General features: G+C 40.6%; 14 protein-coding genes, 1 pseudogene and 1 other annotated feature. Of the genes and pseudogenes, 3 read left to right on the top strand and 12 right to left on the bottom strand.

Going from position 1 to position 14,487, the window contains the following annotated elements; genetic code table 11:
* Nucleotide 1: 1 nt before the first annotated feature.
* Nucleotides 2-1,729 carry an ABC transporter ATP-binding protein gene (locus tag AWM71_RS06490; protein WP_060777192.1) on the top strand — a complete coding sequence of 576 codons (1,728 nt, stop codon included), beginning with the start codon at nucleotides 2-4 and terminating at the stop codon, nucleotides 1,727-1,729.
* On the top strand, nucleotides 1,729-3,531 hold the full coding sequence (locus tag AWM71_RS06485) for an ABC transporter ATP-binding protein (RefSeq protein ID WP_060777191.1): 1,803 nt from the start codon (nucleotides 1,729-1,731) through the stop codon (nucleotides 3,529-3,531). Before AWM71_RS06490 ends, AWM71_RS06485 begins: the two co-directional genes overlap by 1 nt.
* An 84-nt stretch (nucleotides 3,532-3,615) precedes the next feature.
* Here the strand turns inward: AWM71_RS06485 and AWM71_RS06480 are convergent, their stop codons facing one another.
* Nucleotides 3,616-4,644: a class I SAM-dependent methyltransferase gene (locus tag AWM71_RS06480; RefSeq protein ID WP_060777190.1), complete on the bottom strand. Its 1,029-nt coding sequence runs from the start codon at nucleotides 4,642-4,644 to the stop codon at nucleotides 3,616-3,618.
* Nucleotides 4,645-4,813: 169 nt separating this feature from the next.
* Here AWM71_RS06480 and AWM71_RS08000 point away from each other — a divergent pair.
* Nucleotides 4,814-6,222: pseudogene (locus tag AWM71_RS08000) on the top strand (IS3 family transposase).
* A gap of 95 nt (nucleotides 6,223-6,317) precedes the next feature.
* Here AWM71_RS08000 and AWM71_RS06465 read toward each other — a convergent pair.
* The 11 genes from AWM71_RS06465 to AWM71_RS06420 form a co-directional block, all read right to left on the bottom strand.
* A complete protein-coding gene (locus tag AWM71_RS06465) occupies nucleotides 6,318-7,460 on the bottom strand; it encodes a hypothetical protein (protein WP_060777188.1) in 1,143 nt (380 codons plus the stop codon).
* An 11-nt stretch (nucleotides 7,461-7,471) separates the two neighbouring features.
* The gene (locus tag AWM71_RS06460) at nucleotides 7,472-8,278 is read right to left on the bottom strand and encodes a hypothetical protein (protein ID WP_060777187.1); all 807 of its coding nucleotides are present in this window, start codon (nucleotides 8,276-8,278) and stop codon (nucleotides 7,472-7,474) included.
* Nucleotides 8,278-8,895 carry an ATP-binding cassette domain-containing protein gene (locus AWM71_RS06455; protein ID WP_236701114.1) on the bottom strand — a complete coding sequence of 206 codons (618 nt, stop codon included), beginning with the start codon at nucleotides 8,893-8,895 and terminating at the stop codon, nucleotides 8,278-8,280. Before AWM71_RS06455 ends, AWM71_RS06460 begins: the two co-directional genes overlap by 1 nt.
* A gap of 60 nt (nucleotides 8,896-8,955) precedes the next feature.
* On the bottom strand, nucleotides 8,956-9,333 hold the full coding sequence (locus AWM71_RS06450) for a GntR family transcriptional regulator (protein WP_060777186.1): 378 nt from the start codon (nucleotides 9,331-9,333) through the stop codon (nucleotides 8,956-8,958).
* Nucleotides 9,334-9,496: 163 nt separating this feature from the next.
* Nucleotides 9,497-9,781 (bottom strand): 50S ribosomal protein L27, encoded by a 285-nt coding sequence (rpmA, locus tag AWM71_RS06445; RefSeq protein ID WP_060777185.1) that lies wholly within the window; start codon nucleotides 9,779-9,781, stop codon nucleotides 9,497-9,499.
* Nucleotides 9,782-9,798: 17 nt separating this feature from the next.
* On the bottom strand, nucleotides 9,799-10,134 hold the full coding sequence (locus AWM71_RS06440) for a ribosomal-processing cysteine protease Prp (protein ID WP_060777184.1): 336 nt from the start codon (nucleotides 10,132-10,134) through the stop codon (nucleotides 9,799-9,801).
* A gap of 3 nt (nucleotides 10,135-10,137) precedes the next feature.
* A complete protein-coding gene (gene rplU, locus AWM71_RS06435) occupies nucleotides 10,138-10,446 on the bottom strand; it encodes a 50S ribosomal protein L21 (RefSeq protein WP_060777183.1) in 309 nt (102 codons plus the stop codon).
* Between the two features lie 15 nt (nucleotides 10,447-10,461).
* Nucleotides 10,462-10,536, bottom strand: a sequence feature (ribosomal protein L21 leader region).
* A gap of 77 nt (nucleotides 10,537-10,613) precedes the next feature.
* Nucleotides 10,614-10,757 (bottom strand): hypothetical protein, encoded by a 144-nt coding sequence (locus tag AWM71_RS08275; protein WP_156407350.1) that lies wholly within the window; start codon nucleotides 10,755-10,757, stop codon nucleotides 10,614-10,616.
* Nucleotides 10,758-11,112: 355 nt separating this feature from the next.
* A complete protein-coding gene (locus tag AWM71_RS06430) occupies nucleotides 11,113-12,039 on the bottom strand; it encodes a dihydroorotate dehydrogenase (RefSeq protein ID WP_060777182.1) in 927 nt (308 codons plus the stop codon).
* A 43-nt stretch (nucleotides 12,040-12,082) separates the two neighbouring features.
* Entirely contained in the window at nucleotides 12,083-13,369 is a 1,287-nt protein-coding gene (locus AWM71_RS06425) for a dihydroorotase (RefSeq protein ID WP_060777181.1), read from the bottom strand.
* Entirely contained in the window at nucleotides 13,370-14,281 is a 912-nt protein-coding gene (locus AWM71_RS06420) for an aspartate carbamoyltransferase catalytic subunit (RefSeq protein ID WP_060777180.1), read from the bottom strand.
* Nucleotides 14,282-14,487 lie beyond the last annotated feature (206 nt).

Below are 14,487 nucleotides of genomic sequence, written 5' to 3'. Positions count from 1 at the left end.
CGTGTTATATCTTTTCAAAAGAATTCCCAAGAAATTTATTTTTCTTTCTGTATTTTTTGCCTTCATTCAAAGCTTTTTTGAATTAATCCTTCCAACAATTACCGCTTCTCTCGTTGATCAAGCGATCATTCCTAGAGATATATCTGCCCTTCGTTTCATCAGTGTAAAAATGATAATCGTCACCCTACTGATCGTTTCATCTGCTATGCTTAACATTTGGTTTGCTTCTAAAGCCTCTCAAAACCTCGGGCAGGATCTTAGAAACCACCTCTATCATAAAGTTCAAAAATTAGCCAAAGATGATCTTGATGCCTTCGGTACAGCTTCTTTGATTAACCGTTCCTCCACCGATATTATGCAGATTGAATTGACTACTATGATGGTGTTAAGAATGTTCTTATTAGCCCCTGCCTTACTCTTATTTGCTTTAGTCATGGCTATTCATTCCAGTCTCGCCCTTAGCCAGACTTACCTAGTGACTATTCCTATTATTGTGATCAGTTTAGGCGTTATTCTCTATTTTTCTGCGCCCTACTTCCGAGTAATGCAAGGTAAGTTAGACCAGATGAATTTGATTTATCGTGAAGGTTTAACCGGCGTGAGAGTCATTCGCGCCTTTAATAAGAATGAATATGAAGCTGAGCGCTTCAAAGCCTCTAATCTCGACTACCGGGATACAGCGATTGCTGTTAATATCCGGATAGCTTTTCTTATGCCTATCCTTATGACTACCTTGAACCTCAGTATTGTCTTTATCAACTGGCTAGGCGCTCACCTAGTATCCATGCAGCAATTGGACCTCGGGGCAATCATTTCCTTTGTTTCCTATACCGGAATCATGGGCGTTTCTTTCCAATTTATTGCTTTAATGTTTGTCTTAATTCCACGCGCTCAAGTTTCTGCAGGTCGTATCGTCGAAGTATTGGTCACTCCAGAAAAAATCCATTCTCCCAAATCGAGAGGTTATCTCTTTTCCAAAGATGGAGAAACTCGCTTAGATTTTAACCACGTTAATTTTGCTTATGACGGTGCATCTTCTCCTGTCTTAAAGGACATTGATTTTCATTTGACTGCCAACCAAAGCTTGGGAATTATCGGTGGCACCGGATCAGGAAAATCGACCCTAGCTAACTTGATTTTTAGATTTTATCAAGTGAAAGACGGCAAAATCTTAATTAATAATCTTCCGATTGAACACTATAACCTCAAAAACCTTCGGGATCATATCGCCTATGTCCCTCAAAAAGCTAATCTCTTTTCTGGGACTATTCGTTCCAATTTAGCCTTTGGGAAAGCAGGAGCTAGTGATGAGGAAATTTGGCGGGCCTTAGAGATCGCTCAAGCCAACTCCTTTGTTGAAAAACTCGATAAGGGCTTAGACAGTGTCGTCGAACAAGGCGGAACAAACTTCTCGGGTGGCCAAAAACAACGGCTCTGTATCGCTCGTGCCCTCTTGAAGGACGCAGAAATTCTGATTTTTGATGATTCCTTCTCAGCACTTGATGCCCAAACCGATCAGAAGCTTCGCCAAGCCCTCTCTGAAACGACTCAAGGAAAGATTATCCTGATTATTGCTCAGAGAGTCTCTACCATTCAGCATGCCGACCGTATTTTAGTTCTAACAGATAACGGCGCCATTGCAGGAATTGGGAGACATGAAGAACTTTTAAGAGAGGTTCCTCTCTATGCTTCCATTGTTTCTTCACAATCTAAGGAGGTGACTGAATAATGCTAGGTAGAAAAACTCCCCGTTCCGCACGGAAAACTTTTCTTCGGTTAATTCAATTTTTTGGACCTTACCGCTGGGCCTTTTTAGCGGTGATCATTCTGGCTATCTGTTCCACATTAACGGAAACTTTTTCTCCAGCTATCCTCGGCCAAGCCACTACTCTCATTGCAGACGGCCTTCAACATGGCACGAGCCAAGCCGGCCTAGACGCTAGTGCTTTTGATTTCGATCAGATTGAAGGAATCATCTTGACCTGTGCTAGCCTCTATCTTGTTTCTGGAATTGTCCGTTACTTCCAAGATTTTATCTTATCTCGGACCGTTTCCAAAACGATTGCGGACTTGCGCCAAGCCATGCAGATTAAGCTCAATCGCTTGCCTATCAGCCGCTTAGATAGCTTATCCAACGGTGAAATTTTGAGTCGGGCTATTAACGATGTCGAAAACATTGCACGCACACTCCAACAAAATATTTCTCAGGCGATTATATCTATCACCCAGTTTATCTGTGTGACAATCATGGTTCTGTCCCTCTCTTACAAAATAGGAGGCATGATGGTTCTATCCGTCTTCATTGCCCTTTTTGTCGTTTCACGCTTAACACCTATCACCCAAAGACTGTTCGCTGATCGTCAACGCCTTCAAGGACGTCTCACTGATCTAATTGAAGAAGACTACAACGGACAAATGGAGATTAAAGCCTTTAACCAAGAAGACTATCACTTTGACCGCTTCAAAGAACAAACAGCGGCTTATAACCACAGTTCTCAACTGGCGGAATTTATATCAGGAATTCTTTTCCCGAGCGTTAATTTCATTCGAAATTTAAACTATGTGGCGATTGCCTTTGCCGGAGGCGCTCAAGTCCTCCAAGGCAAAATGCCTATTGGGAATGTGCAAGCCCTCTTGCAATATAACCCACAACTTTACCTTCCGATTGCTTCTATGGCCAATATCTTTAACCAAATTCAATCGACCCTAGCTTCTGCTGAACGTGTCTTTGAATTTTTGGACTTAGAGGAAATGAATTTCGATGCTGAAATTACCACTCCTATTAGGCATGCTGATCGCATTGAATTTGATCACGTTTATTTCGGCTACCACAAAAACCATCCTATCCTAAAAGATTTCCATTTGGATGTTCATTCTGGGCAAACGGTCGCTATTGTCGGACCAACAGGTGCTGGGAAAACTACCTTAATTAACCTCTTAGAGCGCTTCTATGAAGTTAATGACGGTGCCATTAAAATCGATGGCCAAGATATTCGCCATCTGAGTCGAGAAGCCCTTCGTCATCCGATCGGCATGGTTCTTCAAGACGCTTGGCTCTTTACCGGGAGCATCTATGATAATATTGCCTATGGTGCTCAAGGCAGAGAGATTCATCCAGAAGAAGTCTATGCTGCAGCCAAAACTGCCCATGTCGACGAATTCGTTCACAAGCTTCCTGACGGCTACCAAACCCTTATCAACGAAAGTGCCTCCAACCTTTCTCAAGGGCAACGTCAATTGATTACGATTGCTCGTGCTTTAGTAAGCCAGCCAGATATCCTTATCCTCGATGAAGCGACTTCCTCTATCGATACAAGAACAGAAAGTCTCATTCAAAAGGCCACTACCAAACTTCTCGAGGGACGAACAGCCTTTGTAATCGCCCACCGTCTTTCTACTATCCAAGATGCAGATATTATCCTCGTCTTGAATCAAGGCCAGATTATTGAAAAAGGCAATCATCAAGACTTGCTCGCCAAAAAAGGCTTTTACTATCAACTGTATCACGCACAATTTGATCAAGCTTCTTAATAGAAAGAAGTACACAAAAAAGCGAAGACAATGTCTTCGCTTTTTTATTTCTCTTGAATTATTTAAAGGCCAAATTTTTATCCCTTAAATTTGTTCTAGCCACCGTTGGAAACTCGTCATAAATTGATTCATCTTTTCCGCTGATTTGAAATCAGGGATATCTCCAATGAGCACATTGACACTTTGTTTGGCTTTCTCGCCGTGACGTTGAACCAGTAGCAGACTTTTTTGAGCCTTTTCTTGTGCAAAGAGAGAGGTTGGCAAGTTAAGGAGGGCCTGCAAGTAACCATATTCTTTAATTGCCTTCATTAATCGGAGAAAATTCGGATCGTTTAACATAGTCTTAGGCACTAAGAAGAGACCCCAACCACTGTCCGCCATATATTTCAGTCCTTGCTCGATCATCAAATAATGGGAAAAAGCGTGTGACTTCTCTTCAAGGAAAGGTTGTCCGCTAATATAGTTCTTTGCAGTTTCGTCTAAAGGATAATAACCCACCGGTAGATCCCCTACCACCAACTGACTCGGTGCAACAAGTAAGTCCGACATAGCGTCTCCTAAAGTAAGAGTGAGTGCCTCCTCCTTCTCTAAAGCAGCCATCGTCTCTCCAATAGCTAACATTAAGTCATCATTATCTATCCCTTGACCAACCGCTTGGTAACCATTTCTTCGTAAAGTTTTTAAAACATGTTCCATTAAATTTCCCGTTCCCATACAAGGATCGAAAACTTGTAGAACTTCCTTGGCCTTTTGTTGGTTATGTTTCATCAAACGCGCAGCCATGTAACCCATAATCATGGCGACCGCATCTGCTGTCGGCTGATAATTAGGATGTAAACCGTCTCTCTTCACGCCTTCTAAAAGTAGCCATTGCCACAAAGCTTGTTGATCTTCTTTCGCTAATTCTTCCACACTAAGAGATTGATAAGCTGCTTCTAATTCTTCTACAACAGCATCTTCCGGTTGCCCATCCATTTGTTGGACTTGACCACATACGTAATTCTGAAGGGTTTCATGAATGGCCTCCATATAGGACATGTCCAAAGCTTGGGCGATTTTTTCAGTAATCACGCGTAACTGTTCAAAATTTTCTTTTACTTTTTTTGTATCCACAAAAGTCCCCCTCGATTTCTGTCATTCCACTCTCTCTAGGCTAACATGTTCAGCAGGCTTTTGTCTAGTCTAAGCTCAAAAAGAGGGCCTCCCTTAGGACTGGTTCCTTCATTTGTACCGCCCCCCAAAAGTTAGACCAAAAACCTAACCTTTGGAGGGCGGTATTTTTATGTCGAAGTATAGTTATCAGAAGTATAGTTATCAATTGAAGAAAGAAGTTGTTCAAGCTTACTTAGAAGGTAAAGGTAGCTGCGCATTTCTTGCTAAAAAACATGGAATAAAAAGTAAAAGTCAAATTCGACGATGGATCGCTAATTACAAGGCTTATGAGGATAAAAGCTTATTGAGGTTTAGAAAACAAAATTCTTATTCTTTTGAAACGAAGCTAGCTATTGTACAATTATATTTATCAAGTGAACTCTCCTATCAGGACATAGCAATTCAGATGGGGATAATGAATGCATCCCTTGGGTTTCTCGTTTTTGATTAGCTGGTCCTGATGCATTGAGATGCCATAAGAAAGGTCGTAAACCGACGAACAAACAAGAAAAAAGAAAGAGAAGAAAGGCAAACGTCCCAATGGGGCAGATTCAGTAGATACGAGTACAGATCGGATTAAACAGTTGGAAGATGAATGATATTGGGCCAAGTTAGAGAATGCTTTTTTAAAAGAGTTGAGGAGGTTGCGTTTAGAGGAAGAACATCATACACAGCCTCCGAGGACAATTCAACCTGAAAGACCTTCTCAAATATACAGGTATGCCAAAAGCCACTTTTATGTACTGGCAGAAAAGATTCAATCGAAAAAATCCAGATCAAGAAATCGAAACAAAACTCATAGAAATTTGCCAAGAAAATAAAGATTACGGCTATCGGCGTATGACCGCTGCGCTGAAAAATCAAGGCTTTCTGATCAATAAGAAAAAAATTCAACGACTCATGCAAAAATTAAAGCTTCAAGTTACTTCATACACGAGAAAAAGTCGAAAATATAATTCTTATAAAGGTAAATATGGTCGAATAGCGCCTAATAGAATCCATCGTCGTTTCTGCACCTCGATTCCTCACCAAAAGGTGACAACTGACACGACTGAATTTAAATATTACGAAGTCGATAAAAAGGGGCGTATGACGATGCACAAACTGTATTTAGATTCCTTTATGGATATGTTTAATAGCAAAACCTTAAGTTATAGTATCGATAGAAGCCCTTCTGCTATCAATGTGATGACAGCTTTAGATCAAGCCATTCAAGTAACATCAGATTGTCCTTATCGTCGTACTTTTCATTCAGATCAGGGTTGGGCTTATCAGATAAAAAGTTATAAAGATCGCTTAAAGGCAGAACGAATTTTCCAAAGTATGTCCAGGAAAGGCAACTGTCACGATAATTCAGTGATGGAAAACTTTTTTGGCTTACTAAAACGAGAAATTTATTATGGGGTTATCTATTACAGTTATGAAGAATTAAAATCCGCCATAGAGGAATATATCAAGTCCTATAACGAAAAACGAATCAAAGAACGACTAGGATGTATGAGTCCTGTTCAATATCGGATCAGCCTTACGGCTGCATAAAAAAACGTAGCAGTCGATCAAACTACTACGTTTAAAAAGTCTAACTTTTTGGGGTCACATCAATTTACTGAATTTTTCTTAATTTCTAACCTTTCCTACATCTTCACTTGCACACCCATTCCCTCTTTTACAGGGAGCAAATAATCTTCTTGAGCAAGAACTTTGCCTGTCTCTAAATCATAGCATTTTAATTGAAATTTTCCTTCTGATTTTTTATGAAAAGTATATAACTTCCCTGCGACCACTTTGCCGTAATAGATAGGCCCCTCTTCTTCCAAAATAGGGACGAATTTTTCTTGATCAAAATCATACCGATAATATTTCCAAAATGCCTCGGACGAATCCTTTGGTCTAGCCTCTGGCTTGAGGAGAGCCGTATAAATATTCTCCCCAATGACCAAACAATTTTGGTAGGCTTCCTCTCTCTTCTTCTCTGAAAAATCTGAGAGATTAAGATTGACTTTCTTTTGAAAATCGTCTGCATGATAGAGGGTTAAATCTTTTATCTTATTATTCTCATCCCACATAGCGACAGGCACCCATTGAGGGGCCTTAGAAGCAGTTACCAAAGAAATCAATCTCACATTTCCAGTAGTAGTCAGTGAAGAAGGGGCTGACTCCTTCACTTGTCCCGTTTCTAAATCAATCTTCACTGAAAACAAATGCTGTTTCTCCGTATGTTCTTTACTGTATTTATCCAAATAAAGGGTCACTTCTTGACCCTTTTGACTATATGCATAGACATAAAACTGACCAAAGTTTTTTGGCAAATCTGACGAATAAGACTTCCAAGTTTGATTGGCCTGATCAATAAGAATATAATCCAAACTATTCGTCGCCTGGTTAAAATAAGACGTCCGATAAACAAACTCTACCCGCCCTCCTAATTTTAAACTTTGATAGTTCGACAAATCTGGACGCACGCCCATCGGGAAACTTTTCATTTCTTCAAAAGCAAAAGCATGACGATAATAGGGAGAAAAAACAGAAGAAGGATATAGCGTTGATTTCCCATTAACATAGTGAAAAGGAATCTGAAAAAATTTTTTCTGTTGAGAAGGATTCTGCTCTTTTTCATATCGTGCTAAAAGTACAGGATGATTTTCTAAAAGCTTAAAATCTCCCTGTTGATTTTCAACGACGATACGGTCTTGAGCAATCGTCGGATAGATCATATTCAATCCTAAAAGAGCAACTATCCCTAAGCTACACACACTTGGAAATAAATAGCGATTCATAGAAATCCCTCCTAACAATACAAACGCCGATTCAATTGATAATTCAATAGCAAAAGATTAATTCCTATCAAAATTACGGATCCCAAAGCACTCAAGTAAGCAATTTCCAACTCTAGAGGATGTAAATAAACAAACATTCCTCTCCAATAGTTAAAGATAAAAGCAACTATTCCAATAAAGAATAAACTCTCTTTCACCACTAAGCGTAAAAGTCCATTCACCCGCTCACAATAATACAATACAACCGCATTAAACAAAACTAAGACTAAACTTGATCCCAATAAATAAGACATCAAAAAATCATAGCCATTGAAAGGTAGGAAAAGATTCAAAATTCCTGCTTGCTGAGAAAAATAGTAAAAATAAGGAAGATAAGTATAGATTTCTTTTGGTAATACCCCAGCTAAGAGGACATTGCACCCAGCAATCAAAGCCAATTGAATACCTAATAAAGCAAAAATAAAGGTCATGACCGTCGCCCATTTAGCAAGTCCTACACTTAACCGAGACCCTGGCAAAGTCATTAAGCGATAAATCATCCGTCCCTTACCTTGCCAATCTCTTTGCCAAATCAAAAATGAAAAAATTGCCAGAGCTAAAAAAATTCCCCCATGAATCGCATTATTCATACCACTAACCATGTAAATCATAATATTGGAGGGAACTACTTCCTTTCCTTCACGCCAGAGACTTAAATCACGAAAAATTTTGTAAAACAAACTCGCTCCCTCACTTACGAGCATAAAAGCTACTATTCCTAAGAAATAAGTTTTGGAACGATTCAATTCATCCACATAAAGCGATAGGAATTTTTTCATTAAAGATACACCTCCCGCATAACATCTACAATAGATTTTCCTTCTAAATCACGAACTTCTTCTGGAGAGAAGGTCTCAACAATCCTCCCTCTATCCAGCAAAACAGCCATATCGACTAAAGCTTCAATATCTTGGATTTCATGGGTAGAAATCAATACCCCTCTATCCCCAATCAATTCTTCAGTGAAGACTTTCGCCACTTCTTCTCGCGTAAAAATATCAATACCAGAAAAAGGTTCATCCATGATCAAGTAATCAGAGTCCACCACTAAGCCTAAAAGTAACCCTACCTTGGCTACATTTCCCTTAGATAAATTGGAAATCTGCTCATCTTCTCTTAATCGGAAGAAACGAAGTAATTTACGCGCACGTTCTTCATTATAATTCGGGTAATATCTTGCCACGCTATTCAAGGACTCCCGAATCGTTTGGAGATCATCCAAAGTCGGAGTATCCGGAATAAACATAATCCGTTCAAAATCTTTGGAACGGATCGGCCGACCATCTAATAAAATTTTCCCAGAATCTAAAGGAGTTAATTTCATCAATAACTTCATAAGGGTTGTCTTTCCAGTTCCATTTACCCCAATCAGACAGGTTACTTGATTTTTATTCAAGCAAAAAGAAACCCCATCGAGTACTTTTTTCTTCCATACCGTTTCACCACATCTTGAAATTCAATCATGACTACTTTCCTCCTTTTTATCCAAGGATCGCTCTAATAATCTCATCAATGTTTTTTCCTCCACATGAAGAGGACGAATTTTTTGTAAGAAATCATCTATCGCCAAAGCCACCAAATCTTGCCGTAAGTCGTCTAACCGTTTAACGTCTTCTGTCACCTGACTATGATTAGTTTGTTTGGTCTCAATTAACCCTTCACTTTCCAAAAGCGAATAGGCCCGTTGAACTGTATTCGGATTAATACACAAATCACTCGCTACCTGACGACGACTTGGCAACTCACTGCCTGGCAGAAATTCCCCAGAGGCCATCTTCTGACGAAAAATCTCTGCAAGTTGCCTATAAATCGGCAGGCGCTTATTAAACTCCATAAGTAACCTCCCTTCATTGTATTAAGGATATAATACAATTTCAACTGTATTATATCCTTAATACTGTCATCCGTCAACTCACTTCTCTTCCCCGACAAAATAAAAAAATACGCTTACCCCTCTAATGAGAGATAAGCGTATCTATTGATTTATATGACTCATACTAAGCTTCTTCTGCGTATACAGAAACTTGTTTTTGATTGCGGCCTTTACGTTCAAATTTAACGATACCGTCAACTAAAGCGTAAAGTGTATCATCTCCACCGCGACCAACGTTAACCCCTGGATGAATATGGGTACCACGTTGACGGTAAAGAATAGATCCACCGGTAACAAATTGGCCGTCTGCACGTTTAGCGCCTAAACGCTTTGCTTGAGAGTCACGACCGTTAGCGGTAGAACCGCCACCTTTTTTATGGGCGAAAAATTGTAAATTTAATTTCAACATGAAGCTTCCTCCTATTCCTAATGGATGAGAATGACCTGAAGAGATTCAGGTGCTGACTTGGCAACATCTTCTTTGAGGGCAAGGTAACAATTCTTCATCAAAATTTGAGCCACTTGCTTTTGCGCATCACTCAAATCTTGAGGCAGTTCACAGTAAAGATATCCCCCCTCTGGCTCTTGTTCCACCAGTGGGCGCACGCCTGTCAAACGTTCTAGGTTATTCACCATAGAAATTGTTAACGTGGAGACAGCCGCACAGACCAAATCTTGCCCGTATTCTGCTGACATGGCATGCCCTTCAACCGTCATGGCTACCATATCTTCTCCTTGCTCTTTAAATGTCGCTTGGATCATCGATTACGCTTTGATGCTATCGATGACAACTTTTGTATAAGGTTGACGATGACCTTGTTTAGAACGAGAATCTTTCTTAGGACGATATTTGAAAGTTGTCACTTTCTTTTCACGACCTTGTTTCTCAACTGTTCCTTCAACGGTTGCGCCTGATACTAATGGTGTACCGATCTTGGTTTCTTCTCCACCAACGAACACCACTTCATCAAAAGTTACCTTGTCGCCTGCTTGAGCGTCAAGTTTTTCAACGAAGATCACAGAACCTTCTTCTACTTTAATTTGCTTGCCACCTGTTTTAATTACAGCGTACATGCAATGCACCTCCTTATATAGACTTAGACTCGCCAAGAAAGGTGACGGCTACCCGTACTTTAACACAGTCTTGTGCGGTTGCAGTTCTGGTGCGTACAGAAATACAACACTATTATTTTAGCAAAATAATTTTTAAAGTCAAGCCTTATTTGCTCCATGTAACCTTTTTAAAAATTAGTGGGTAAGATTTCTATCACTCTTGCTATTATCGCTCTTGCTTGCGATCCTTTTTCTGCAGCTTGAACGCTCACTTGGCTAGATAAAAAGCTCGTCAGGGCTACACTTGCTAACAAATAAATGCCAATTTTCATTTTTTATTATCCATAGATAAGCATCTCCTTTCTCGTATACTTGAGTTTATTATCTCATAAGGTAAACTTTTTTGAAAAATGAGAGAAATACTGACCTCTCTTCTTATTTTCTTCATTATCCCTCTTTCCTTTCTCTACGCTAAAAAACGCTAGTCTCTTCTTTTTTCATTCCAAGAAGAAACTAGCATTTGATTGATAAAAAAGGGTGTGCATTTTCTTTATCAAAAATAAGCCATAACGTCACTCAATCAGGCTGCTCTTTCCTAAAAAGTTTCTAACGGCTTACAAAGATGATAATAAACTGTTGAAAGGGGATGACGTCGAAAGAGAACTTCAAAAAGCAGCCCATTAAGACCTAGTGAAAGATTTGTGCGAGATGATCTAACCGGTCAAATCCTAACTCTTGTAAACGTTGAGGAAGAGCTTGGGCTAAGTGATCACAGATCTCTGCATCCTTAAAGTGAGCGGTTCCTACTTGGACGGCATTCGCCCCTGCAAGGAATAATTCAATCACATCATCTACAGTTTCAATACCACCTACCCCAATAATTGGCAAGTTGGTGGCTTGACGTACCTGATAAACCATACGGACGGCTAAGGCCTTCAGCGGCTTACCTGAAACGCCTCCCATCACATTTGCAATCACTGGTTGACGTTTCTCTACATCAATGTGCATCCCAAATAAGGTGTTGATTAAAGTTAAGCCATCTGCTCCCCCTTCTTCAACTGCTTTAGCCACAGAAACAACATCTGTAACATTCGGGGTTAACTTCACATAAAGTGGGCAATCAATCACAGCCTTCACCTTTTGCGTTAACTCCATAGCCACTTTAGGGTCTGTCCCAAAGGCCATGCCTCCTTCATGAACATTCGGACAGGAAATATTTAATTCTAAGGCATCTACCCTACCAGATTGGCTAAATAATTCAGCCACTCGACAATAATCCTCCATGGTCGAGCCCCCTACACTACCTATAATAGGAAGATCTGGATATTTTTCTTTAAGTGCAGGTAATTTCTCTTTAATAACACAATCAATCCCAGGATTTTTTAGTCCGACGGCATTAATACTAAAATCATCGCCCACCCAAATTTGAGGTTGCGGATTGCCTTCTCTTTCTTCCAGTGTAGTGGTCTTAATCACCAAGGCCCCTAAACGGTTCAAATCTAAGGATTGGCACCAAGCAAAATCTCCATAACCAAAGGTCCCAGAGGCAGGCATAATGGGATTCTTCATCGCTAATCCTGGTAAATTTACAGTAATATCAACGGGTGTTGTCATCTTACTCTTCCTTTCTGTCAAGAAATCTTGAAACATTTGCTTTTTATTTTGACAATTTGTTATAAACGACTTGACCATCGACGATCGTCATCACAGCCATTCCGTAGACGCTTTCTCGATTAAACGGACTGTTCTGGGCTTTCGATAGGTATTCTTCGGGTAAAATTTTTTGGGAGGTTTCTAAATCAAATAAGGTAATATCTGCAGCCTTTCCTGGTTCTAATCGTCCTGCCTCTCCTAGGTCAAAAGTCTGGCTGGGCGCTGTCGTCATCAACGACAATAAGTGAGTCAAAGTCAAGCGTCCTTCCTTAACCAAGTGGGTATAAAGTAAGGCAAAGGCTGTTTCTATCCCGATAATTCCAAAAGGTGACTTTCTGAAGCCTTGAGATTTTTCTTCTTTCGTATGAGGGGCATGATCCGTCGCAATCATATCTACAGTTCCATCCATTAAGCCTTGGATCAAAGCTTCTTGATCTTCGACGCTTCTCAATGGAGGGTTCATCTTATAATAAGCATCATCTTCTGTGATGTCTTCCTCATTTAAGAGTAAGTGATGAGGCGCCGCTTCACACGTCACAGCTAATCCCTCTACCTTCGCCTTGCGAATAAGATCAAGACTGGCCTTAGTCGACACGTGACAAACATGGTAACGGACACCCGTTTCTCTCACCATCTCCAAGTCTCGCGCTAACTGAGCCACCTCGGCTAGTCGATGAATACCTGGTAAGCCGAGTTCTTCTGCGATCTTTCCTTCATTGATCACCCCTTCTTTAAAGAGGGAGCGATCTTCTAAGTGAACACAGATAGGAAGATCTGCTTTCTTCGCTTCAAGCATAGCTTCATACATGGTCCCTGCACTTTGAACACCAAAGCCATCATTTGATAAGGCAAAAGCGCCAGCTGCCTTCATGGCTTGTCCATCAATCAATCGATCCGATTTCAAATCTTCAGTGATGGGCGCGTACTGATGAATCTTAATACAGCCTTCTTCTTTGTTGCGCTTAATCATCGCTTCAAGGAGGGGAACCGTATTCGGAACAGGGGTGGTATTCGCCATGGTGCAAACCGTTGTATAGCCACCACGTGCGGCAGCCCGACTTCCGGTTTTCACCGTTTCTTTGTCTGTCTGCCCAGGCTCTCTGTAATGAACATGGACATCAATTAAGCCCGGCGTCACTAATAGGCCTTCTGCTTCAATCACTTGGTCGCACGCTTCTTCCGAACAAAGGTCATAGCCGATCGATTGAATCTTCTGGTCTTGGATTAAGAGGTCCATCTGAGCCAAATGCCCCCCTAAAAAGAGATTTCCATTTTTTATCAAAGTCTTCATCTATTTACCTCCGCATACCGCTTCTAAGACAGCCATTCTGACATATACGCCGTTTTGAATTTGACGGTAAAAGCGGGATTTAGGGGCTTCTACTAATTCACTGGCTAATTCCACCCCGCGATTAATGGGACCTGGATGCATAATAATCGCTGTTTTCTTCATTTCTGCATAACGTTTTTGATTAATTCCGTAGGCTTCATGATAAGCTTCCTTGGTAAATAAAGCTTGATCTTCTCCTTCAATGTGGCGTTCATGCTGTACTCTCAGTAACATGACAACATCCATATCCTTCAACAATTCTTCTTCAGGTTTATAAGGACCGTAAATTAAGAGACTCTCATCGAACCAGTAATCTGGCCCTGAGAAGAAGACACTTGCTCCTAGCTGGGTAAGGAGATGGGCGTTGGAGCGGGCAACCCGTGAATTTCGAATATCACCGATGATCGCTACTTTTAGTCCTTCAAAATGTCCAAATTCTTCATAGATAGTCATCAAGTCAAGTAAGCATTGGGTAGGATGTTGACCAGAACCGTCCCCTCCATTGACCAAACGAATGGAATGCCCCTTCTCCTGAAGTTGGGCTAGGAGCGGTTGATAGTAAGCATTTTCTGAATGTCTGATCACAGCTACTTTCGCTCCGATGGCCTCCATCGTGATGACGGTATCATAGAGGCTTTCTCCCTTTTGCACAGAAGAAGTCGCCACTTCAAATGGTAAGACTTGATAGCCTAAAGCATATTCCGCTTTTTCGAAGCTCGTGCGTGTACGTGTAGAATTTTCGTAAAACAAGTTCACCGCATAAATATCGTCTTGCTGCTTAACTTTCACACCTTTCTTCAATTCAAACGCTCGGTTTAACAAGGCCATAACGTCCTCGTTCGTTAAAGTTTCAACCGTTAGTAAATGTTCCATATTTGCCTCCTCTTGGGGTCTCTTCACTTAGATGTCCCCTATTTCCTTTGAGTCTGGCCACAAAAAAGCACCTGGTTTTGTCCAGGTGCTCGTTACTAAAAAGTATAGTTATCCTTCGTCTAACTATTTTCTGATATTCATCAAACTTTTCAGTCTCTCTGGACAGAATTAAAATTTGAAGTCTCGCTTCAATTGCCTTTACTTTA

Origin of the sequence: Aerococcus christensenii (genome assembly GCF_001543105.1) — a bacterium.
GTDB classification, from domain to species: Bacteria; Bacillota; Bacilli; order Lactobacillales; family Aerococcaceae; genus Aerococcus; species Aerococcus christensenii.
The sequence above is the reverse complement of the archived record's forward strand: the minus strand, read 5'-3'. Positions and strand labels throughout refer to the sequence as shown.